Source organism: Muribaculum intestinale, from assembly GCF_002201515.1.
GTDB classification, from domain to species: domain Bacteria; phylum Bacteroidota; class Bacteroidia; order Bacteroidales; family Muribaculaceae; genus Muribaculum; species Muribaculum intestinale.
This window is the reverse complement of sequence record NZ_CP021421.1, coordinates 137944-158418: the sequence shown is the minus strand read 5'-3', so window position 1 is coordinate 158418 and position 20475 is coordinate 137944. Positions and strand designations below refer to the sequence as shown.

The 20475-nt window shown below is 47.3% G+C and carries 18 protein-coding genes and 1 other RNA gene; 10 read left to right on the top strand and 9 right to left on the bottom strand.

Going from position 1 to position 20475, the window contains the following annotated elements:
* Positions 1–2 precede the first annotated feature (2 nt).
* Together ADH68_RS00820 and ADH68_RS00815 are read right to left on the bottom strand one after the other, a co-directional pair.
* Positions 3–884: a DUF4377 domain-containing protein gene (locus ADH68_RS00820; RefSeq protein WP_068962005.1), complete on the bottom strand. Its 882-nt coding sequence runs from the start codon at positions 882–884 to the stop codon at positions 3–5.
* Positions 885–900: 16 nt separating this feature from the next.
* On the bottom strand, positions 901–1458 hold the full coding sequence (locus tag ADH68_RS00815; RefSeq protein ID WP_068960208.1) for a DUF4840 domain-containing protein: 558 nt from the start codon (positions 1456–1458) through the stop codon (positions 901–903).
* Between the two features lie 534 nt (positions 1459–1992).
* On the opposite strand from ADH68_RS00815, the gene ADH68_RS00805 reads away from it, so the two are divergent.
* Entirely contained in the window at positions 1993–3375 is a 1383-nt protein-coding gene (locus ADH68_RS00805; protein ID WP_088294752.1) for a DDE transposase, read from the top strand.
* Positions 3376–3729: 354 nt separating this feature from the next.
* On the opposite strand, the gene ADH68_RS00800 is transcribed toward ADH68_RS00805, so the two are convergent.
* From ADH68_RS00800 to ADH68_RS00790, 3 genes are all read right to left on the bottom strand, one after another.
* Positions 3730–4044, bottom strand: a complete 315-nt coding sequence (locus ADH68_RS00800; RefSeq protein ID WP_068960210.1) for a transposase — start codon at positions 4042–4044, stop codon at positions 3730–3732.
* Between the two features lie 752 nt (positions 4045–4796).
* Positions 4797–5765, bottom strand: a complete 969-nt coding sequence (locus ADH68_RS00795; RefSeq protein ID WP_068960211.1) for a nucleotidyl transferase AbiEii/AbiGii toxin family protein — start codon at positions 5763–5765, stop codon at positions 4797–4799.
* Entirely contained in the window at positions 5762–6493 is a 732-nt protein-coding gene (locus ADH68_RS00790) for a DUF6088 family protein (RefSeq protein WP_068960212.1), read from the bottom strand. The genes ADH68_RS00795 and ADH68_RS00790 overlap by 4 nt, the downstream gene beginning before the upstream one ends.
* Positions 6494–7266: 773 nt before the next feature.
* Between ADH68_RS00790 and ADH68_RS00785 the strand changes: the two genes are divergently transcribed.
* The 3 genes from ADH68_RS00785 to ADH68_RS00775 all read left to right on the top strand — a co-directional run bounded on the left by ADH68_RS00785 (position 7267) and on the right by ADH68_RS00775 (position 9481).
* Positions 7267–7479, top strand: coding sequence for a hypothetical protein (locus ADH68_RS00785; protein WP_068960213.1), 213 nt, complete (start codon positions 7267–7269; stop codon positions 7477–7479).
* 11 nt (positions 7480–7490) lie between these two features.
* On the top strand, positions 7491–7940 hold the full coding sequence (locus ADH68_RS00780; protein WP_068960214.1) for a PcfK-like family protein: 450 nt from the start codon (positions 7491–7493) through the stop codon (positions 7938–7940).
* A 314-nt stretch (positions 7941–8254) separates the two neighbouring features.
* The gene (locus ADH68_RS00775; RefSeq protein WP_068960215.1) at positions 8255–9481 is read left to right on the top strand and encodes a transposase; all 1227 of its coding nucleotides are present in this window, start codon (positions 8255–8257) and stop codon (positions 9479–9481) included.
* 23 nt (positions 9482–9504) lie between these two features.
* Here the strand turns inward: ADH68_RS00775 and istB (ADH68_RS00770) are convergent, their stop codons facing one another.
* On the bottom strand, positions 9505–10287 hold the full coding sequence (gene istB / locus ADH68_RS00770; protein WP_068962006.1) for an IS21-like element helper ATPase IstB: 783 nt from the start codon (positions 10285–10287) through the stop codon (positions 9505–9507).
* A 37-nt stretch (positions 10288–10324) separates the two neighbouring features.
* The gene (gene istA, locus ADH68_RS00765) at positions 10325–11926 is read right to left on the bottom strand and encodes an IS21 family transposase (protein ID WP_068959738.1); all 1602 of its coding nucleotides are present in this window, start codon (positions 11924–11926) and stop codon (positions 10325–10327) included.
* A gap of 337 nt (positions 11927–12263) precedes the next feature.
* On the opposite strand from istA (ADH68_RS00765), the gene ADH68_RS00760 reads away from it, so the two are divergent.
* The 4 genes from ADH68_RS00760 to istB (ADH68_RS00745) all read left to right on the top strand — a co-directional run bounded on the left by ADH68_RS00760 (position 12264) and on the right by istB (ADH68_RS00745) (position 17537).
* Positions 12264–13463 (top strand): AAA family ATPase, encoded by a 1200-nt coding sequence (locus tag ADH68_RS00760; protein ID WP_068960216.1) that lies wholly within the window; start codon positions 12264–12266, stop codon positions 13461–13463.
* A gap of 4 nt (positions 13464–13467) precedes the next feature.
* Entirely contained in the window at positions 13468–14172 is a 705-nt protein-coding gene (locus tag ADH68_RS00755; RefSeq protein WP_068960217.1) for an RloB family protein, read from the top strand.
* 943 nt (positions 14173–15115) lie between these two features.
* Positions 15116–16717 (top strand): IS21 family transposase, encoded by a 1602-nt coding sequence (gene istA / locus ADH68_RS00750; RefSeq protein WP_068959738.1) that lies wholly within the window; start codon positions 15116–15118, stop codon positions 16715–16717.
* Between the two features lie 37 nt (positions 16718–16754).
* Positions 16755–17537, top strand: a complete 783-nt coding sequence (istB, locus tag ADH68_RS00745) for an IS21-like element helper ATPase IstB (RefSeq protein WP_068961956.1) — start codon at positions 16755–16757, stop codon at positions 17535–17537.
* 177 nt (positions 17538–17714) lie between these two features.
* Here istB (ADH68_RS00745) and ADH68_RS00740 read toward each other — a convergent pair whose 3' ends face one another.
* Positions 17715–17951 carry an Arm DNA-binding domain-containing protein gene (locus tag ADH68_RS00740; RefSeq protein WP_068960218.1) on the bottom strand — a complete coding sequence of 79 codons (237 nt, stop codon included), beginning with the start codon at positions 17949–17951 and terminating at the stop codon, positions 17715–17717.
* 510 nt (positions 17952–18461) lie between these two features.
* Positions 18462–18861, bottom strand: a transfer-messenger RNA (tmRNA) gene (gene ssrA / locus ADH68_RS00735).
* Between the two features lie 180 nt (positions 18862–19041).
* On the opposite strand from ssrA, the gene ADH68_RS00730 reads away from it, so the two are divergent.
* Both ADH68_RS00730 and ADH68_RS00725 read left to right on the top strand, forming a co-directional pair.
* Positions 19042–19503: a T9SS type A sorting domain-containing protein gene (locus tag ADH68_RS00730; protein WP_068960219.1), complete on the top strand. Its 462-nt coding sequence runs from the start codon at positions 19042–19044 to the stop codon at positions 19501–19503.
* A 4-nt stretch (positions 19504–19507) separates the two neighbouring features.
* Positions 19508–20455, top strand: coding sequence for an Lcl C-terminal domain-containing protein (locus ADH68_RS00725; protein ID WP_068960220.1), 948 nt, complete (start codon positions 19508–19510; stop codon positions 20453–20455).
* Positions 20456–20475 lie beyond the last annotated feature (20 nt).

Genomic DNA, 20475 nt, shown 5'->3' with positions numbered 1-20475 from the left:
TATCATGGATTCGACACTACATAGCGAATCACGACTGCATTTATGTTGGAATCTGGATATTTGCTCTGATAGTAAGCCGTGATGTCTTTATATAGCCATAGTATATATGTTTCTCGACTAATGGATTTGGTTGGAAACTGTCGGCTAATCATCACATCATATTGCATAATGGGTTCTTCCGGCACAGTCACAAAATCATATTGACCAAATGCAACTATCTGTTGTTCCGGCATGAGGAGTTTGTATGATTCAGGGAATTCCGTTGGATCCTTACTTTTCCTAATCACAATGCCATGCTCCTTTGTCTGCATATCAGAATCCAACAGAAACCATTTGTCGGCATTACACATATAACAGCATGAACCTCCAAACTTATATGCGACATCGGTTTTAAGGTCGTTCTCAATGTCCTCCTTTTTATCAGCGTCAATGGCATAGGCAAATTCCGGATTAATATACGAACAATGTTTTTCAAAATACCAATTCGGGATGAAATGAGGAGGCAAATTCTCAGAGTTCTTGTGTTCTTTCGATATAACTTCCAATAGCTCGTATTCAGTCCAAGCCGGGTCGCCCATGCGATAATCCAAGTAGCTCGTCTCACTGATACGTATTTGGTATTCATATCCTTCTTCGTATTCAAACTTGGCAATCTCGCCATGAGCCTCCCACTCGGTGGAGTTCTCGTCTTTTACAGCATATACATCAGCAAGTATATTATTGCCACTCGATGTTAAAACACCTGGGAGTTTCATAGGAGCTACCGTGATTGTGTATTCGCTATAATCAGTTACTTTTTTCCCTTCTTCATTATCGTCAGTGCAGGCACACATTAAGAGAGAGACGATTAAGATGAATTGAATCTTAAGAAAGTGTGATTTCATATGGGTATGGTATTTGTTATTCATAATTTCCTCCAAAATGATATACGAGCTGTTGGAATGGTTCATATTTTTTATCTCCGAACCATAGCTCTTTCGGAGACAGGTTGAACATTATGCTATGATGAAAGTAATCGGCACTGCCGCCAAAAATTTGATCAAAAACGATTCTAACTGTTTCGGGAGCACCATATCCGCCAATACAAATTACATCCTTGGGGAGCAACACAAAATGATACATTTGCTCGTCCATTTGATAAAATTCATAAGCGGCTTTGACCTGAACTGTTCCGATGTCACGAAGTCGGGATGCAATCGTTTCATCTGTAATAGACTGTGCCATTAAAGACAAATCCATGTCGATTGTCAAGGAATCCTTTGAAACAGCTTTGCACGCATTACCTTCAGATATTGTTTCCCCATGATAGTAGGAAACACTCATTTCGCCATGATATGTGCCTTTCATTTCAAAAAGTGCTCTTTGAATTTCAGATGATGAAAACTTTGGCTCATCCTTATTGCAACTTGAAAAGAACATCAAGGCAATGAACAGAATAATTGTAGTTATTTGCTTCATGCTTTTTCCTTTCTCGTATGGCTCAATAGAGAGATTGATTTATAATGCAGAAACGTGAGCCAACTATGCCACGTCTAAGTGAAGGTCGTAGGAAACCATTAGTGCAGATGTAACAATAGCAGCCCACGCTATATGCGTGAGAACCACTATGCTATCTCTTGCACCGAATGAAAAGTTCCTACGTTTTCACTTACAAGATGAGCATAACGCTTCTGATTATCTATGTCTTGGATATGGGTTGCCCCATATTCAATTGCAAAATTACTAATTTATCTTTGATAATCCCTTATCGTTGAGTGATTTTATTTGTCTTTGAAGGTGTTTTTGAGTTTCACCGAAGGATTTGTGCCATAATGGACTTTTCTTGGGGGCATTAATGCACCATTATGAGATTGGAAGCGTTATACACTTATATAGGGATATTCAGTTAATGGCTAACTGATTATTTGGCAGAGTTATAGATATTTTGTAACTTTACAAAGAACCCCCGATGAACCCATCACGGGCTTATTCGGGGGTAATTCTTAAAAATAAATGTTCGTGAAGTTACGAAAAATATCTGAGATTACGGCCACGTTGCCGTTTACCGAGTTCGATTTTATGCAAAAATATCGCGAGAGTTTTGCCGTAAGCGAGCTCGGGCGCATCCATGCGCAACTGCCATTGAAGGAGCTGGCAGAGAAAATCCGCTCGCATTTTCCCAAAACGCATCCTCAAGGCAACACGCCGATGTTCCCGCCGGAGGGAGAGGTTGCGCTGATGTTCCTCAAACCATATACCGGACAATCGGATGACGGCCTGATCGAGATGCTCAACGGCAACATACACATGCAGATGTTCTGCGGGGTGCTCATAGATCCCGCCAAGCCCATAAAGAACGGCAAGATAGTCATTGCTATCCGTCAGCGCATAGCCGGAGTTCTGGACATCAGAGAACTGCAGAAAATCCTGTATGGCAAATGGGGCGGCTCGCTGAGAAACAAGGATTTGTGTCTGACCGATGCCACCTGCTACGAGAGCCATCTGCGGTTCCCGACAGATGTAAAACTGTTGTGGGAATGCTGCGAGTGGCTTCAATCTCTAATTGCAAAGACCTGTAAGGCGCAGGAGGAGCGGCTGCCGCGCAACAAGGATCGTGATATTGACCGCGCCAGACTCACCTATGCCAAGCATCGCAAACACAGCAGGGCGGCCACTGTCACACTCCGCCGTCGATTGCTCGGCCTGCTTTCCAAACAGATAGGGCAATGGAACCGAATCTGCAAGATACACACCGTTGACATCGCGCTCACCGCCGAGCAAAGCAAGCGTCTCTTCGCTCTTAAAGAGGTGTATCGACAGCAGAGAGCGCTTGCTCAGAAAAAGGAGGTGAAGAAACGCATCGTCAGCATAGACCGTCCGTACATCCGGCCCATCGTCAGAGGCAAGGAGAACAAGCGAGTGGAGTTCGGAGCCAAGGTCAACAACATCCAGATTGATGGAATATCACTCATCGAGCATCATTCCTTCGAAGCCTTCAACGAGGGCGTGAGATTACAGAAGTGTATTGAATATCAACAGGAATTGACCGGAGTCAAAGTCGCCAAAGTCGGAGCTGGCACCATCTATGCCAACAACGACAACCGGCGGTACTGTACCGAAAACGGCATAACGACATGTTTTGTCCGCAAAGGCCCGAAGCCAAAGGATGAAAACACCGACATAAGCACAGCCCGACGAATAATCGGGACACTGCGCTCTACCGCCATGGAGGGCAGCTTCGGAAACCAGAAACAGCACTACGGTGTCAGCCGGATTGCTGCACGCAACTCCCGCAGCGAGACGCTGCTGCTCTTTTTCGGCATCCACATGGCAAATGCCGCAACGCTTGCCGCTCGACAACTCGCCATCGAAGAAAAGAAGAAACAGCGAGCGTGAAAAATCATACTGTCACCTCACCTCCGAAACATATCGGAGGCGAATCAGTGTATTCCTATCTGTCCGAAATGTCATATTTTATGCGCCGAGAATTGAAAATTTGCCCTCATAATCAAAACAGCACCGCCATAGGGCGACCACGCTCCATTTTCAGCTTGAAAAATCAAGCCATTAACTGAATATCCCTATATAGAACGTAGATGAAATGAACGAGTTTGAAACACTGACTCATATTATCCCCAAGGTTGGGAGTGTTAGCCGGATGGATATTCTCAAATATTGTGGCAGGAAGAGGTATATCCAAAGAAGATGTGAATATTCTTGTGGAGTTTAGAGGGTGTTTCATAACGATTGTTAATTTGCTGTAAGCCTGTTCAAGAGCATTGCCACACCTGCTATGATGACCATCTGTCGTGCGACCTCCAATGTATCCTCATAATTTCTGCATAAACGTCGGAAGTTGTCAAGCCATGAGATAGAGCGCTCCGCAACCCATCTGCCCTTTGCCGGGATAAACTTCCCGTCAGAAGAACCAGACAAAGTGATTTCCACGTTCATGCCAAAGGTATTTCTCACAAGTTCAATCAAATCTCCGCGATAGCCTCTGTCTGCAAGAATCTTCTTGATGACGCGGATGTAAAATAGAACTTTGAATGTGTTCTTTTTCATCTAACGAGGATTTGGTGGTTATCATAAACCCGGTTTCGCCGTGGTTTGACATGATAACGAGTTTAACTTTTAGTTTGCTTAGACCGACTTTGGCCAATGTCAGACTAATGTCGGACATTAACCAAATCGGTATCGAACACCTCGTTATGAATGATGGAATTATCGTTGTTCTCGGTAATCAGAAAAATGGTAAAATAGGGATTTGGAAATACTCATACCGATGTCCTGTTTTTGACCGCCTTTTTCCGACTTATGTCCGAGTTAGGTTCTCGTAACCCATTGATACTATGTTTTATGCAGCACTAATCGTTACCCAACCGTTACCATTTTGGATTTTAAAAAAAGTGGTAACGAGTTGGTAACGAATGGCTGTCCGTAGCGGTCTTTTTTCTGTCCGATGACGGTCCTGAGTCGTCATTTTTAGGCACTAAAAAACCGCAGAATACATTGATATTCTGTGGTTTAGTCTTGTTTAGACTCTTGTTGGCCGGAATCTGTCCGACCCGTCAAGTGGAGCTGGAGGGACTTGTTCCTTGCACTCCAAATGCAGTTATTTCAATCAGTTACATTCGCTCAATTTCCTTGTGTAACGAGTATGTAACAAATCTTTTCTTTCTTTTTCCGACAGCTCTCTCGCCGTGGCCACAAGTGTGGATTTCAAATGCAAATATACTAAAATTCAGTCACCTTCGCAAGTGTGAGGGTTCGATTTAAGCATTGTTAAACTTGTCAGGATGATATTATGACTGCCTTTATCGAACTGCATCGACAACAACTTTGATGAGTTCTTTCATTGAGTCTGCAATCTCATTCGGTCCGGGGATTGTCCGATATGACAAAACCGAAAGTTCAGATTTATATACATCGCTTATCTTGCTCCATGTCGAATCGAAGTCAACAATCAGAGGCGAAGACAGAATGGGAGCGTCGCGCCATTTCGGAGGACGGTCAAACTCTTTCTTGTCATGCTCGATAAGTTCAACGAGATTCTGTTTCAAATCTCCGACAACATAATCGCCGCATTCCTCATCACCGAGGAGAAAATACAGATCGTAGAAATGTCGTATCTTAGAGATGAGGCCTGCCGTCGGGTCATCTTCAAAGGAGAATCTCAAAAGTGATACCACTTTTTCACAGAGAGTACGCCGTTTGTCAAGCACATTCAAGACGAAGGGTTTCATGTCAAGATCGGCAATCATATCGTTAAGCCCCCGGCGTTCCATCATTTCTGTTATAAAGGGTTTGATTTCCCTTCTTTCGTATGGATATGGATTACCGTAGGTGTTGATCTCTACAATCACCTGATTGCTCATTACATTGGACGATCCTCTATTGATGCCATCCAGAACTGACTTGTAGATATGATACGTCTTACGGAAGCGGTTGTTCTTGACAGTATCGGGCTTTTCAACTTCCTCCATGCCTGCGGTGGACTCATGTCCTATCCTTGCCACGAACTTTTTCTGCTGGTTCTGGCTCAGCCCCTCGCCCAATATAGCGAAGTCAACATCTGAGGAGAACCTTGCGATTAATCCGTATGCCTTTGAAAGCGAAGTTCCTCCTTTCCACACGGTCCTTTCCGCCGCAGGATTTCGCGATAGATTCTGTAATATCTGGCATATCCAGTAATCTTTCTCGACAAATTCAGGATATATCTCAAGGTCTTGCGCTGTCAATTCTATTGCCTCTCGAAATGACCGCTTGTTGTCATGTAGTTTCATTCAATATTCCATTTATCTTTGCTGAGTAATTCAGTGGCATTTCCCAACCCTATTTTATATTTAGTTCCTGGATTAAGCGCGTCACGAAGAACAATGGTATGGCTACCATATCCTAAATCATCAAGAATTGCACCGAGAATGGCTTTCACACGGGGCTGGTATTTATCCGATAATCTGATAATTTTCTTAATATCATTCTCCGGCAATTGTCCGATAGATGATTTCAACGCCGTTATGGAGCGGGCAATCCCGGTATCCGGAATTTTTTTTATAAACTTAATCGTATCGAGAATCTGTAAAAGGTAGATATTGTCTTTGGAAATTGCGTTAGGCTGGTGCACGAAGCGAATCAAATATATGCCTCTTTTTATGGCATTATGCCTCTTATTGGTGCCTAACATTATCACACTCGCGACCTGTGTAGTCAACGCCATATCATTCCAAATTGAATATCCGGTTAGATAACCTATTGGTTTGCCGTCTCTATCATAAATGAGATCTTTGACAATCTCTTGCAAATTCGGTTTCAACGTTCCAAAAACAGACTTCTCAGGTTTGTAGAACCTGCCTTTTGATAGTTTCTGAATCATCCCTTTGCCGACCATGCGTGACAATTTGACCCGGATATTTTCCCACCATTCGGCTGGAAGTCCGAGGTCTTCGATGGAGAAAACAGTTCCATCGACAATTAGATTGACCTTATCCTCTATCTGTTGAGCTGCAGTCATGTCTTATCGTTTTATATTTCAATTGCAAAGGTAATAAAAATGTTCGGTTTTCTGTACACGAAACCGAACATTTTTTCAACAAAGAGGAATTTACTTGTGAATGGCTGCATGAGATACGGCGACCGGCAAGAGGTCGAGCGGACTGCCGTGTTGGCGGAGTGATGCGGTCGTAAGGTGACGGTGGACGAGCCACTGACACCTTACGACCGCATCGCGCCTATTGGCAACGGCGGAACACCGATAAACGTCAACGCCTCCGAGGTAAGCATCGGAGACGCTGCTTGTACCTCTGAGACTTTATGCCGTTCATCCGTGTCCTTTTTCGCCGTTGCTGAATAAGGATTTTTACGACCGTTCCCTCACTTGCCGCTTTGACACTGCGACACTCGGCATAGACTGCGGAGAACAGTCTTCCTTCGTCGGCTGTCCTTCGCAGACTATGCTGGTCATGTCGCTCAGTTCCATTTCTATTAAGATTATTATTGAGAAATTACTTTCAATAAGATTTCCGAGAGATTATGTAGCTGTATGTTTTCACCGTGCCGGAGTCGTGGCTCCTGTTATTGTCTAATCAACAACGATTTTCAACTTGCTTGCCATTGGGGAACGTGTGGTGCCGGGGATATTCTGATACCTTTTGACTGAAAAATCTCCAGACCTGCGGCTTGTATTTTTCCGTCAAAGGCGAACATCCCCTCTGCTCACCACACGCCTTTGAGGTGTCAAGCAAGCGAAAACCGATGGTGATATACAAATAAAAAAAAGTCGCAACGATGAAAACAAACAGCCACATAAAAGGTCAAAGCGAAGCTCAAAGCCTCAGGTTCAACCAAATAAAAAAGGTTGCAAAGGTGGTGGCAATCATCATCGGAGCAATAATCGGAACTCTGGTGTGGGCGATAGTCAGACCTGTAATCCGAGGTGCGGGCTGGGTAATATCCCTCATAACCGCAATACTGATAATTTATTGGGTATTAACTTTCTAAAATATACGACTATGAAATCATCTGAGAATTTTATCGAGGCTATCCGCAAATATCTCGATAGCCGTGCAGAGAGCGACAATCTGTTTGCTATCCGCTATGCAGACCCATCTAAGTCCCTTTCCGAGTGCTGTCAGTTCATACTGAACGAAGTCAAACGTCAGGGTGTCAGCGTAATGACCAACGATGAGGTATTTTCGCTTGCGACCCATTATTGGGATGGCGATTGTACCGCAGAGGAAATCGGCAAACCCATCAACTGCAAGGTGGTAATCTCCAAAGACCAACTCACCGAGGAAGACAAAGCCACGCTCAAAGAGCAGGCTATGGAGCAGTTCAAGCAGGAACAACTCCGAGAACTCCGCAGACAATCTCAGCCGAAGGCTCAACCCAAGCCGACCGCCACCGCTCCCAAAGCCGAAGCAGAGATTGACACTATCCCCAACCTATTTGATGAACTCTAAACACCCCCAAAAGATTATGAAACCTCGCAATAAAAAGCAACAGCATATAGTGGAAATGAGTGGGCGACTTCGCCCGCTCACCACTCCCCAAATGCAGTGGGCACTCAACTCTACCTGTATCTAACATTTGAAAAGGGACCCGGATAGCATTTGAAAAGGGGACCACCCGGGATGGGGATGCAAAGATAATTATATTTGTTGAGTCATCACAATGATTCGGTAAAAATTACCGAAGTAGTTGAAACTTAAGTTAATATAACGAATTATCAAATACAAATGAATCGCCAAATCGTTCATTATAAAAAACTTAGCGTATGAACGTATTGGCGATTCTCAAAGACTTCACCTTTCGGTGTAAGTCGGTATTTGAAAATACTACAACCAAGATGAGCAAAAGGTTCCTCAACTGGCTGATTTTAACAATACGCACTGTAGCGTTGATTCCGGGCAAAGTCAATTTTACCCGGCTGTCGCGCTATGGCGGTCGTACAGCCAAGACCTTTGCCTCCAATTTCAAGACATCCGTAGACTGGATGAAAGTCAACATAGGTATGGCGCAGGATTGTTTTGGACCGACCGATGACATGGCAGTGGCAATCGATCCGTCGTTCATTTCAAAAGCAGGCAGACTGACGTATGGCATAGGCCGTTTCTGGTCAGGGGTGGCACAACGTGTGAAACGCGGTCTGGAGATAATGGCAATTGGAGCAATAAGTCTGAGTAAACATACATGCGTGATGCTCGGTGCTGTCCAGTCACCGGACTTCAGGACTCTTGAATCCGAGAAACAAATGTCAATGCTTGACTGGTATGTGGCACTTGTCAGGTCAAAGGCTACTGAGCTGCTTTCACTGACGGATATTCTGGTCGCAGATGCATTTTTCTCCAAATATGAGTTTGTAAATGAAGTGATTGGCATGGGATTCCGATTTGTCGGGAGATTACGTGCCAATTCATATCTGAGGTATCTGGCCATACCGGATTCCTCCGCCCCGCGAAGACGCGGCAGAAAGAAAAAGTATGGAGAGAAAGTGGATTTCTCCAACCTTGATATGTCCGTGTTCACTTCATTCATATATGAGGATTCCAAAGGAAACAAAACCCGATGTCACACGGCGGTCGTACATTCGAGGGCATTGAAACGCGACATCCGTATCGTGGTCTGTCCGGTTGAAAACGGAGAGTCTCTTCTTTACTTCTCTACCGACACCGACATGAGGCCTGAAAAGATCATCGGTTTCTACCGCACCCGCTTTCAGATTGAGTTCGGCATACGCGATGCCAAGCAGTTCACCGGACTTCAGTCACAGCAGACCCGCGACAAAGCCCGGCTTGACTTTGCGTTCAATCTTTCCTTCACAGCCCTCAATGTCTGCAAAGAGGTCATAAGGAAGGATTATCCGGATCTTTCGGTAGCGCAGTTCAAGCGGCTTATGTTTGAATCTTATCTCGCCTCAACAATTATTTCGACTTGCGGAAAATCTCCGCATCTCAAAATAATTCAGAAAATAAATCATCGATTGGCTCAGTTAGCGGCTTAGCCAAGGCTGAACAACCTCAAATTTTACCGAATCATTGTCATCATTTCCTGAGTTTCTTTCATGCGGTATGATTTGCCTGTCATGTTAAGCAGTATAGCCTTGTGGGTCAGGCGGTCTACCATTGCGGTGACCAGTACTTTGTCGTCAATAATCTCGTTCCAGCGGTTGAAGGCGAGATTGGTTGTGACGACGGTCGTCTTCTTGTCGGTGCGGAGGGAGAGATGGTTAAAGAGCATCTCTGCGCCGGCCTTGTCGCAGGAGACGTATCCGAACTCATCACAGATGACCATGTCGTATCTCTCGAACTTGTTTTCCAGCGACCGGAGTGTCAAAGCGTTGCGGCACTCGCGTATCTGCGTGAGCAGTCTTGGCACGGATGTGAACAGCACCGAGTGTCCGGCATTACATGCGGCGATACCGAGAGCTGTCGCCAGATGAGTCTTGCCTGTTCCGGGATTGCCGTATAGAATGAGGTTGCGTCCGTTTTTGATGAAGTCGAGTGTCTCGAGTGTCGGGAGCGCTTTCCGGGCATCGGCGGGCAGAGCGTCGGTGTCGATTTCGTTAAGATAGCGAAGTTGCGGGAACCCTGCGTTTTTGATGCGGTGACGGCGCTGGTTTTCAGAGCGGTTCTCTTTTTCGCGCCGGAGCAGTTCGGCTGTAAACCGCCATAGGTTCCATTGTTCGTCGGCGCTCTGCTGTATAAGCAGGTCGATGTCGCGCCGCACAAGCGGGAGTTTAAGGTCGAAAGCGCATGAGCGAATGAGCTCCCGAAGTCCGTCACGGTCTGTTTCATGTATGTCTGTCATTGTCATTCAGTGTATTGGTTGTTTTTTGGGGGGGTATTCAGTCTGCCTGCGATGCGCGGGTATATTCCATAAATGATGAAAGCATGTCAAGGGTATGGCTTGCCGAACTTTCTATTTCAGCCTGTTGCGGGTCGGGAACGTTCGTTGCCGCGATATCGGCGGTTGACTGCATATGTCCTTCCGCCGAGATCATCTGAGCCTGTATCTGTTCAGATGAGAGGCGCTGGAGCCCGCGGGACGAAAGACTTGTGGCGGCACGGACGATGTCAGTGTATGCCAGATTGTTGTCGCGGGTGAACACAAGCAGTTCTATGAAGCTTCGCGGAGACTCGCGGAAGTGTTCGCGGTAAAGCGCCGCCACCGACGGATGTACCTGTTGCAGAGCCACAGACCGCCCCAGAGCGGCCGGTTTGCGCAGGAATGTACCCAGATAATGCATCAGGTCGATGACCCAGTCGCCGGAGCGTCGGCTTCGGGCATGATTGGCCACCTTGTCGCGTCCGTAAAGCACCACGATGCGCTCGGAATACAGCTTTACCGCCACCTGCGAGCCCACCAGACGGTCGGGCACAGAGTAGTGCACTCCGTCAACGGTTATCGTTGAATACTTTCCGACGCGGTACAGCCGCTGCTCGAAGCAGCCGATGTCACCGTGGTCCAACGGACGTAGCGCCGCCAGATCGGCCTGTATGCGCAGGCGTTTTTCTTCCGCCGACATGTTGGACGCCTCTGTGTTGAGCCTGTCGCAGACTGCCGCCAGATGCGTCTGCGCGGCATCCAGGGAGTCAAACCGGACCTCGAACGAGAATGCACGACGCCGGATATATTCCACCGAACGTTCCACCTTGCCTTTTTCCCATCCCGAGCGAGGGTTGCAGAAATGGGGTGTGAAACAGTAGTGTACCTCCATGCGCAGCAGCGCATCCGTGTGCTCGCGGTCGCGCCCGAGGAACTTCTTTACGGCGGTACGCATGTTGTCATAGGCCATCACGCGCGGGGTGCCCCCCAACTCCCGGAAGCAGTTGCGGTGGGCTTCCATAAGAGCCAGGGTATCTTCGCGCGAAAACAGATATGCCTTGCGCATATTGCTGTGGTCGAGGGTGAATACCGCCATGTGAAGGCGAGTCCTGACTCCACCGATCCACAGGGTAAGCACGCCCCAGTCGAACTCGCAACGGAATCCAGGCTCATAGTCCTGACGGATATATGCCTTTGCAGGCTTTTCTTGCGACTTCGGCGCTGCCTCCAGCGCACGGACATACTGACATACTGTGGAATAGGCGATACGCACGCCATCGTCCTGAAGACGTCGCCACATATCGAGCTTGCGCATCTGCTGCTTGTGCAATCCGGCAGCGACGTTCTCCCGGTTGCGGGCGATAAAACCATCGATGCGACGGCGGACATCATCGGTCACAACACGCCTGACGCGTCCGCTGCTGTCATACTTCGGCCTGGTCAGCAGATAATCGTCAACCTCCCGCTCTGTCGGTGACGGGCCGGCCTCTCTCTCGAACTCGCGCAGATACTTGCGCACGGTCTTGCGGCTCATGCCGTTGCGGCGCGCTATCTCGCGGATGCTCATCCCCTCGCGGCGATGAGACAGAATAATGGATGTTTTTTCCTCCATGTGTAGCATTTTGTGGAATCGTTGATGTCGTTCTTTCTAATCAACGATATCCGGTTGAACTTACCCATGGGGTGGGTCCCTTTTCAATTGCTCTACCTGGGTCCCTTTTCAAATGTTAGATGCAAGAGAACCGAATTTCAGCCTTTGCCCATAGCCGTACAGCGGTCAATGGACATCAGGCGCAGCCCGTTGTCTTTTGACGGCTATACGGCGACAACTCCCGCCGCCGTAACTCTTTCCGATACCCCATAAATAGCCGGCAGAATTAAATATTTGAGAATTTTTCTCACATAACAAACTCTGGATGAAATTTTATTGTTATCTTTGCAGAAAATCACGATAGAGTATGTTAGTCAACTTTACATTCAAAAATTTCAGATCATTCAGAGATGAAATGACTTTAAGCATGGAGGCTGCTTCAATTCAGGAGCTGTCCGAAGCCGTAGTAAAGTCTTGTGATGAGGAATTGCTCCCTGTCGCCGTGATGTACGGGGCAAACTCAAGCGGTAAAAGCAATGTGTTGAAAGCATTGAAAGCTATGCGTGATGTGCTTCTCAACTCGGTCAAACTCAATCCTAAGGATAAACTTGATGCAGAACCATTCTGCCTTGACCTCACATCGGCGGAACAACCCACATCCTTTGAAATTCAGTTCACTCTGAACGGCTCCAAATTCAGATATGGCTTTGATTATACCGCCAATGAAATCCTTGCCGAATGGCTTTATGAAAAGCGTGTGGGCGAAAGAGAATTTGAACTGTTTTTGAGAAGCGGAAATGAGTTCAAAATCTCCAAGACACGTTTTGCAGAAGGTAACGGCAAACAAGATGCTACGCCTTCAAACCGTTTGTTCGTGTCGCTCGTGGCACAACTTAACGGAAAACTGTCGCAATCAATTCTTGATTGGTTTTCGAGCATCGAGTATATTTCCGGAATGGACGGAAAAGAATATGCCGGCAAAACATTGGAAATGTTGTTCCTGAACCAGCAAGGAGCAACCGAGATCAAACAACTTTTCACTGAAACAAACTTAGGATTCAATGAACTGGATATAGAGTTGGATGATTCAGTTGCTATGAAGATGAAGGCAGAAAGTGTCCATAATCTTTATGATGCAGACGGGACAATGGTAGGTGTCCGGACTTTCTCCACCGACAAGATGGAATCAGAAGGCACAAAGAAGATGATTGAAATTGCAGGACCACTTGTCGATGCAATTCTTTCAGGTAAAATCCTTGTGGTTGACGAGCTTGATGCAAAACTCCACCCGTTCCTTACACGCAAAATCATCGGGCTGTTCATGGACAGGGAGATTAACCGCAACGGAGCGCAACTTATCTTTGCGACACACGACACAAATCTGCTCAATCTCCAATATCTGCGCCGCGATCAGATCTGGTTTACCGAAAAGGATAAAACCGATTCAACTGAATTGTATTCACTGGTTGAATTCCGTGATGATGCCGGAAACAAGGTGCGCAATGACCGCAATATTGAAAAGGATTATATCAATGGACGATACGGTGCAATACCTTTTATGAGTTGAGAATATGGGACAGCCGCCAAAATCAAAAATCGAGCAACTCAAAAGGGAGAAGCGCGAGGCAAAGGCCGCCAAAAAGCGTAAAATTGCCACGAGAGATAAGATTGTGCGTTTCCTTGTAGTCTGCGAGGGAGAACGCACCGAACCTAATTATTTCAAGGAGCTTGTTAAAGACCGCTATTCAGAGGTACGTTCCGAAGAAATTGTAGGCGAAGGTCGTTCAACCTGCGCACTGGTAAAACGTGCTGCCGACATCAAGACACAGCTTGAACGCCAAAGGCAACTACCTTTCGACCGCGTTTGGGTAGTGTTTGACAAAGACGACTTTAATGATTTCAATGAAGCCATTCAGCTTGCATCAAGAAAAGGGATTTATCCGGCGTGGACTAACGAGGCGTTTGAGCTGTGGTATCTGTTGCATTTTGTCTATCTTGATGCCGCAATCTCCCGTGCAGACTACATAACCAAACTCGAAAACGAGATCCGTAAACATGACGGATATGCGAATTTCAAATACACGAAGAATGACCCTGGAATATATGCTTTGCTCCAAGCAATCGGCAATGAGAATCAGGCAAAGATAAACGCACAGAAATTGCGTAAATTCTTTGAACACTCTTTTGATTACAAAAGTCACAAGCCATGCACTACTGTTGATGTATTGGTTGATGAGCTTGAACACCCCGAAAGCATATTGCCCACGTTAGAATAGTCGGCTTAACGTAGATTTAACTATTGTGGTTAAATTTCTTAAAATGAACCTTTAAGGTTGGAATAGTGCCAAATATTCACTAATTTTGTAATAGGGTTTGGAAGCGTCCAAATCAGAGCAAGAAGAACAGTGTGCGCAGCAGTGCCAACATTCGTTACTAACTCGTTACTATTAAAATTTCGTCAATTATAACTAATTGATATAGCTATATTTGGAGCGTCAGGAACAAGTCCCTCCAGCTCCACTTAGCGGGTCGGACAGATTGCTGCAATCGAGTTGCAGCGAGCTAAAGGTTCCGGCCAACAAAAGTCTAAACAAGACTAAAACGCAGAATTTCAATCAATTCTGCGTTTTTTTCGTGCCTAAAATGACGACTCAGGACCGTCATCGGACAGAAAAAAGACCGCTACGGACAGCCATTCGTTACCAACTCGTTCCCACTTTTTTTAAAATCCAAAATGGTAACGGTTGGGTAACGATTAGTGCTGCATAAAACATAGTATCAATGGGTTACGAGAACCTAACTCGGACGTAAGTCGGAAAAAGTCGGTCAAAAACAGGACATCGTTATGAGTTGTAGAACCTTGCGCATAGTGCTGTTATGATGATGGAGGATAAAAGGTTCCACCATTCAACCGAGCCATCCACAATGCGAACTGCTCGGTCAATCACGATCAATCATGACATGATAGTCAGCGTCAACCATATATTCCGTTTTACTCGATTGCTCAGCATAATATTTCTATATTGGGATTGATAGATTTAAGTTGTGTCATGAATCCATCGCGATCTTTAGGGGAGATTTCAATCGGAGCAAAGCTTTTCAACTGCATCTAACATTTGAAAAGGGACCCGGGTAGAGCAATTGAAAAGGGACCCACCCCATGGGTAAGTTCAACCGGATATCGTTGATTAGAAAGAACGACATCAACGATTCCACAAAATGCTACACATGGAGGAAAAAACATCCATTATTCTGTCTCATCGCCGCGAGGGGATGAGCATCCGCGAGATAGCGCGCCGCAACGGCATGAGCCGCAAGACCGTGCGCAAGTATCTGCGCGAGTTCGAGAGAGAGGCCGGCCCGTCACCGACAGAGCGGGAGGTTGACGATTATCTGCTGACCAGGCCGAAGTATGACAGCAGCGGACGCGTCAGGCGTGTTGTGACCGATGATGTCCGCCGTCGCATCGATGGTTTTATCGCCCGCAACCGGGAGAACGTCGCTGCCGGATTGCACAAGCAGCAGATGCGCAAGCTCGATATGTGGCGACGTCTTCAGGACGATGGCGTGCGTATCGCCTATTCCACAGTATGTCAGTATGTCCGTGCGCTGGAGGCAGCGCCGAAGTCGCAAGAAAAGCCTGCAAAGGCATATATCCGTCAGGACTATGAGCCTGGATTCCGTTGCGAGTTCGACTGGGGCGTGCTTACCCTGTGGATCGGTGGAGTCAGGACTCGCCTTCACATGGCGGTATTCACCCTCGACCACAGCAATATGCGCAAGGCATATCTGTTTTCGCGCGAAGATACCCTGGCTCTTATGGAAGCCCACCGCAACTGCTTCCGGGAGTTGGGGGGCACCCCGCGCGTGATGGCCTATGACAACATGCGTACCGCCGTAAAGAAGTTCCTCGGGCGCGACCGCGAGCACACGGATGCGCTGCTGCGCATGGAGGTACACTACTGTTTCACACCCCATTTCTGCAACCCTCGCTCGGGATGGGAAAAAGGCAAGGTGGAACGTTCGGTGGAATATATCCGGCGTCGTGCATTCTCGTTCGAGGTCCGGTTTGACTCCCTGGATGCCGCGCAGACGCATCTGGCGGCAGTCTGCGACAGGCTCAACACAGAGGCGTCCAACATGTCGGCGGAAGAAAAACGCCTGCGCATACAGGCCGATCTGGCGGCGCTACGTCCGTTGGACCACGGTGACATCGGCTGCTTCGAGCAGCGGCTGTACCGCGTCGGAAAGTATTCAACGATAACCGTTGACGGAGTGCACTACTCTGTGCCCGACCGTCTGGTGGGCTCGCAGGTGGCGGTAAAGCTGTATTCCGAGCGCATCGTGGTGCTTTACGGACGCGACAAGGTGGCCAATCATGCCCGAAGCCGACGCTCCGGCGACTGGGTCATCGACCTGATGCATTATCTGGGTACATTCCTGCGCAAACCGGCCGCTCTGGGGCGGTCTGTGGCTCTGCAACAGGTACATCCGTCGGTGGCGGCGCTTTACCGCGAACACTTCCGCGAGTCTCCGCGAAGCTTCATAGAACTGCTTGTGTTCACCCGCGACAACAATCTGGCATACACTGACATCGTCCGTGCCGCCACAAGTCTTTCGTCCCGCGGGCTCCAGCGCCTCTCATCTGAACAGATACAGGCTCAGATGATCTCGGCGGAAGGACATATGCAGTCAACCGCCGATATCGCGGCAACGAACGTTCCCGACCCGCAACAGGCTGAAATAGAAAGTTCGGCAAGCCATACCCTTGACATGCTTTCATCATTTATGGAATATACCCGCGCATCGCAGGCAGACTGAATACCCCCCCAAAAAACAACCAATACACTGAATGACAATGACAGACATACATGAAACAGACCGTGACGGACTTCGGGAGCTCATTCGCTCATGCGCTTTCGACCTTAAACTCCCGCTTGTGCGGCGCGACATCGACCTGCTTATACAGCAGAGCGCCGACGAACAATGGAACCTATGGCGGTTTACAGCCGAACTGCTCCGGCGCGAAAAAGAGAACCGCTCTGAAAACCAGCGCCGTCACCGCATCAAAAACGCAGGGTTCCCGCAACTTCGCTATCTTAACGAAATCGACACCGACGCTCTGCCCGCCGATGCCCGGAAAGCGCTCCCGACACTCGAGACACTCGACTTCATCAAAAACGGACGCAACCTCATTCTATACGGCAATCCCGGAACAGGCAAGACTCATCTGGCGACAGCTCTCGGTATCGCCGCATGTAATGCCGGACACTCGGTGCTGTTCACATCCGTGCCAAGACTGCTCACGCAGATACGCGAGTGCCGCAACGCTTTGACACTCCGGTCGCTGGAAAACAAGTTCGAGAGATACGACATGGTCATCTGTGATGAGTTCGGATACGTCTCCTGCGACAAGGCCGGCGCAGAGATGCTCTTTAACCATCTCTCCCTCCGCACCGACAAGAAGACGACCGTCGTCACAACCAATCTCGCCTTCAACCGCTGGAACGAGATTATTGACGACAAAGTACTGGTCACCGCAATGGTAGACCGCCTGACCCACAAGGCTATACTGCTTAACATGACAGGCAAATCATACCGCATGAAAGAAACTCAGGAAATGATGACTCAACAAATATAATTATCTTTGCATCCCCATCCCGGGTGGTCCCCTTTTCAAATGCTATCCGGGTCCCTTTTCAAATGTTAGATACATACCGCATGAAAGAAACTCAGGAAATGATGACTCAACAAATATAATTATCTTTGCATCCCCATCCCGGGTGGTCCCCTTTTCAAATGCTATCCGGGTCCCTTTTCAAATGTTAGATACATCTATGTCCTGAAGTCTGCCGTTCAGTTCGAGAATCTTGGCAGACCTGCCATTGGCACGTCCTCTTTTGGTGTCCCAAACTTTAGGATCTACATAAAGTTTGGATGTTAGCTGTTCAATTTCTCCATCTATGGAAATCCTTATCATAATGGCAGAGGTGCCATCCTTGTTGACATGGTTCCCACGGAGATAGAACAGGACTTTGAATGTGTTCTTTTTCATTTTTTCCGATGGATTTTGTGGTCTTGGCAGAAGGTTTTTTGTGCCTTCTACAATCAAAACCTGTTAAACAAGATTTTGCTTAGACACACCTTGGCCAATAGCGGACGAATAGCGGACATTGCCGAAATTCGCCTTGAAAACCATTCGGAAAAGGAAAGAATTGAAGTGAAATAACAGACTGGATTCCTTTGTGACTATACCATCGTTTCAAGATCGTCCGGAATTGTCCGATATTGACCGTGATTTTCCGGGTTGCGTCCGAGTTAGCCTTTTGTAAGCAATTGAACATCGGTCAATTACGGGCGTTTTAGTTACACATTCGTTACACAAGCCCATACCGGGATTTCGTGTAACGAGTATGTAACGAATGAGCGTCCGTAACGGTCTTTTTTCTGTCCGACATCTGTCCTGAATAGATATTTTTAGGCACGAAAAAACCGCAGAATTGATTGAAATTCTGCGGTTTAGTCTTGTTTAGACTTTTGTTGGCCGGAATCTGTCCGACCCGCTAAGTGGAGCTGGAGGGGATTGAACCCTCGTCCAAACGTGGAACTAATGAGCTTTCTACATGCTTATTCGCGACTTGGTTGTAGGGCTGTGACAGGATCGCGACCACCAATCGCAGCCTTAGCCTTTAAGATTTCAGCGCCGGCTCAAGGCAGGCCATCGCCTATTCCCGATTTAACTGCACCGCCATGTCGATCCGTCTCGGAAAAAGGACAATCGGGCGATGTCTCGTCCTCCGCAACTGTTGCGGGGATAAAGCTAATCTACTATACTTCAATTAGGCAGCGAGAGCGTAGTTGTTTTCGCCATTTAAATTTTTGATGTCTCTGATTAAAGAGCGTGGGCATCATCGCTCTGCATGCTTACACACCACCTCTACACGCTGTCAAAGCCAGTCAGCCCCTTGGTTGTGATGTAAAATCGAGCAAAGATAGTGTTTTGCAGCCGAATGTGAAAGAAATTTGTGGAAAAACACTCGTAGAGCAAGCGCTTTTTAACAAAAATAAAGTTTTAGTTAAGTAAATGCTATGATTTAGGGCTAATGTTTGTATATTTGCAATGGAAGAAATACTATAATATATTTATGAAAAAGTTTTTTGCAATGTGCGCGCTGCTGATTACATCGACGGCTGTGGCGCGAGGCGATTCGGGTTGGCTTATGGTCACTGATGCAGGAATGCGTATTCCGATGGAACATGTAGGTATGCTTGTTGTCGCGGATAATGCCATGACATTTTCTGTAATTCGCACAGTCGGAGAGGCTGTGAGCGGAGTCACTTCAGTCACGTTTTCCTACGACCCATCTTCATCTGGTATCACTGAAGTAAGCGCAACTGAAGTTGGCATTCTTCCCGATGCTGTGTCGTCGACAGTTACGCTTATGGGCTGCAGGGGGCGTCAGTTTACTGTGTGTGACATGTCGGGACGTATCTATATTTCGGCTGTAATTGCCAACGATTCAGAAACGGTGGATGTTTCCGCTCTGTCTGGTGGCATCTATGTGCTTAGTGTCTGTGAGAGCTCTGTTAAATTCATTAAAAGATAAAGTCATGAAAAAGACTGTATTGTTATCGCTGGCTGTCATGGCTTCGTATATTTTGGCAGAAGCCCAGTTTGTAGTTACTCCCAAGGTGGGTGCGCCGGTCGAGGTGTCTGGCAGTGTTTCGTTTTCGGCCAATGCCGACAACACATCGTGGTCTATAGGGGAGAGTTATGATTCGTCGTTGGATTTGTCGCAGATTGCGTCTATTTCGCTCGCCGAAGGTGAGAACAAGGCCAAGCCTGGCGACTTTTTCTATTCCGACGGCACATGGTCGACCACCCTCGATGTTTCGAAAACGCCAATCGGCGTAGTGTTTTATATTGGCGACCCTACCGAACACGATGCCGCGCTGCGTGCTGCGCACCCTGAGTGTGTGCATGGTCTCGTTGTCGGTCTTAAACAGAAAAAATGTGAATGGCAGGATTACTATTCCGACTTCGATGATGAGGTGGGGATGTCGGTCGGCGAATGGATTGAGGAAAATACCGATTATGTGTCGATTGCCACCAGATCGGAGGCTCTTAACAGTGTTTTCAATCAGATAATGGGCTACAACAACACCTGCGGCATAGATGCTTTCAATGATGAGTATGGCTGGGATTATGAGGTGCTCGTCGGGTCGGAACTGTCTGCGGTAGCTACCGGCGCTGAGGCTCCTGTTTCCACGAGTGGATGGTATGTTCCGTCGGTCAAAGAAGTGTCGTTGCTATGTTCCGGCGATTTGGGCGAGAATATCGGCGATCTTGGCTATGGAGATGTGCCTGACACAGCAAATGCTGTGCTTATAAATGAACGGCTTGCGCAAATATCCGGCGCAGTGTCATTGTCGGGAGTATATTGGTCGAGTACGGAATATTCCGTTACCCAGGCCCATAGCGTGCAGTTCAGCAATGGTTTGGTGATGCAGACCAGTAAGGGCGGCAGCAATAATCTGCGTCCTGTGCTTGCATTTTAAGCATGCTCTGAGCATCTATA

Coding starts and splice junctions, on each gene's coding strand:
- ADH68_RS00820 (WP_068962005.1), bottom strand. CDS start 884: ATGAAATCACACTTTCTTAAGATTCAATTCATCTTAATCGTCTCTCTC.
- istB (WP_068961956.1), top strand. CDS start 16,755: ATGACAGACATACATGAAACAGACCGTGACGGACTTCGGGAGCTCATT.
- istA (WP_068959738.1), bottom strand. CDS start 11,926: ATGCTACACATGGAGGAAAAAACATCCATTATTCTGTCTCATCGCCGC.
- ADH68_RS00730 (WP_068960219.1), top strand. CDS start 19,042: ATGAAAAAGTTTTTTGCAATGTGCGCGCTGCTGATTACATCGACGGCT.
- ADH68_RS00760 (WP_068960216.1), top strand. CDS start 12,264: ATGTTAGTCAACTTTACATTCAAAAATTTCAGATCATTCAGAGATGAA.
- ADH68_RS00725 (WP_068960220.1), top strand. CDS start 19,508: ATGAAAAAGACTGTATTGTTATCGCTGGCTGTCATGGCTTCGTATATT.
- ADH68_RS00755 (WP_068960217.1), top strand. CDS start 13,468: ATGGGACAGCCGCCAAAATCAAAAATCGAGCAACTCAAAAGGGAGAAG.
- ADH68_RS00815 (WP_068960208.1), bottom strand. CDS start 1,458: ATGAAGCAAATAACTACAATTATTCTGTTCATTGCCTTGATGTTCTTT.
- istA (WP_068959738.1), top strand. CDS start 15,116: ATGCTACACATGGAGGAAAAAACATCCATTATTCTGTCTCATCGCCGC.
- ADH68_RS00740 (WP_068960218.1), bottom strand. CDS start 17,951: ATGAAAAAGAACACATTCAAAGTCCTGTTCTATCTCCGTGGGAACCAT.
- ADH68_RS00780 (WP_068960214.1), top strand. CDS start 7,491: ATGAAATCATCTGAGAATTTTATCGAGGCTATCCGCAAATATCTCGAT.
- ADH68_RS00790 (WP_068960212.1), bottom strand. CDS start 6,493: ATGACTGCAGCTCAACAGATAGAGGATAAGGTCAATCTAATTGTCGAT.
- ADH68_RS00795 (WP_068960211.1), bottom strand. CDS start 5,765: ATGAAACTACATGACAACAAGCGGTCATTTCGAGAGGCAATAGAATTG.
- ADH68_RS00805 (WP_088294752.1), top strand. CDS start 1,993: ATGTTCGTGAAGTTACGAAAAATATCTGAGATTACGGCCACGTTGCCG.
- ADH68_RS00800 (WP_068960210.1), bottom strand. CDS start 4,044: ATGAAAAAGAACACATTCAAAGTTCTATTTTACATCCGCGTCATCAAG.
- istB (WP_068962006.1), bottom strand. CDS start 10,287: ATGACAGACATACATGAAACAGACCGTGACGGACTTCGGGAGCTCATT.
- ADH68_RS00775 (WP_068960215.1), top strand. CDS start 8,255: ATGAACGTATTGGCGATTCTCAAAGACTTCACCTTTCGGTGTAAGTCG.
- ADH68_RS00785 (WP_068960213.1), top strand. CDS start 7,267: ATGAAAACAAACAGCCACATAAAAGGTCAAAGCGAAGCTCAAAGCCTC.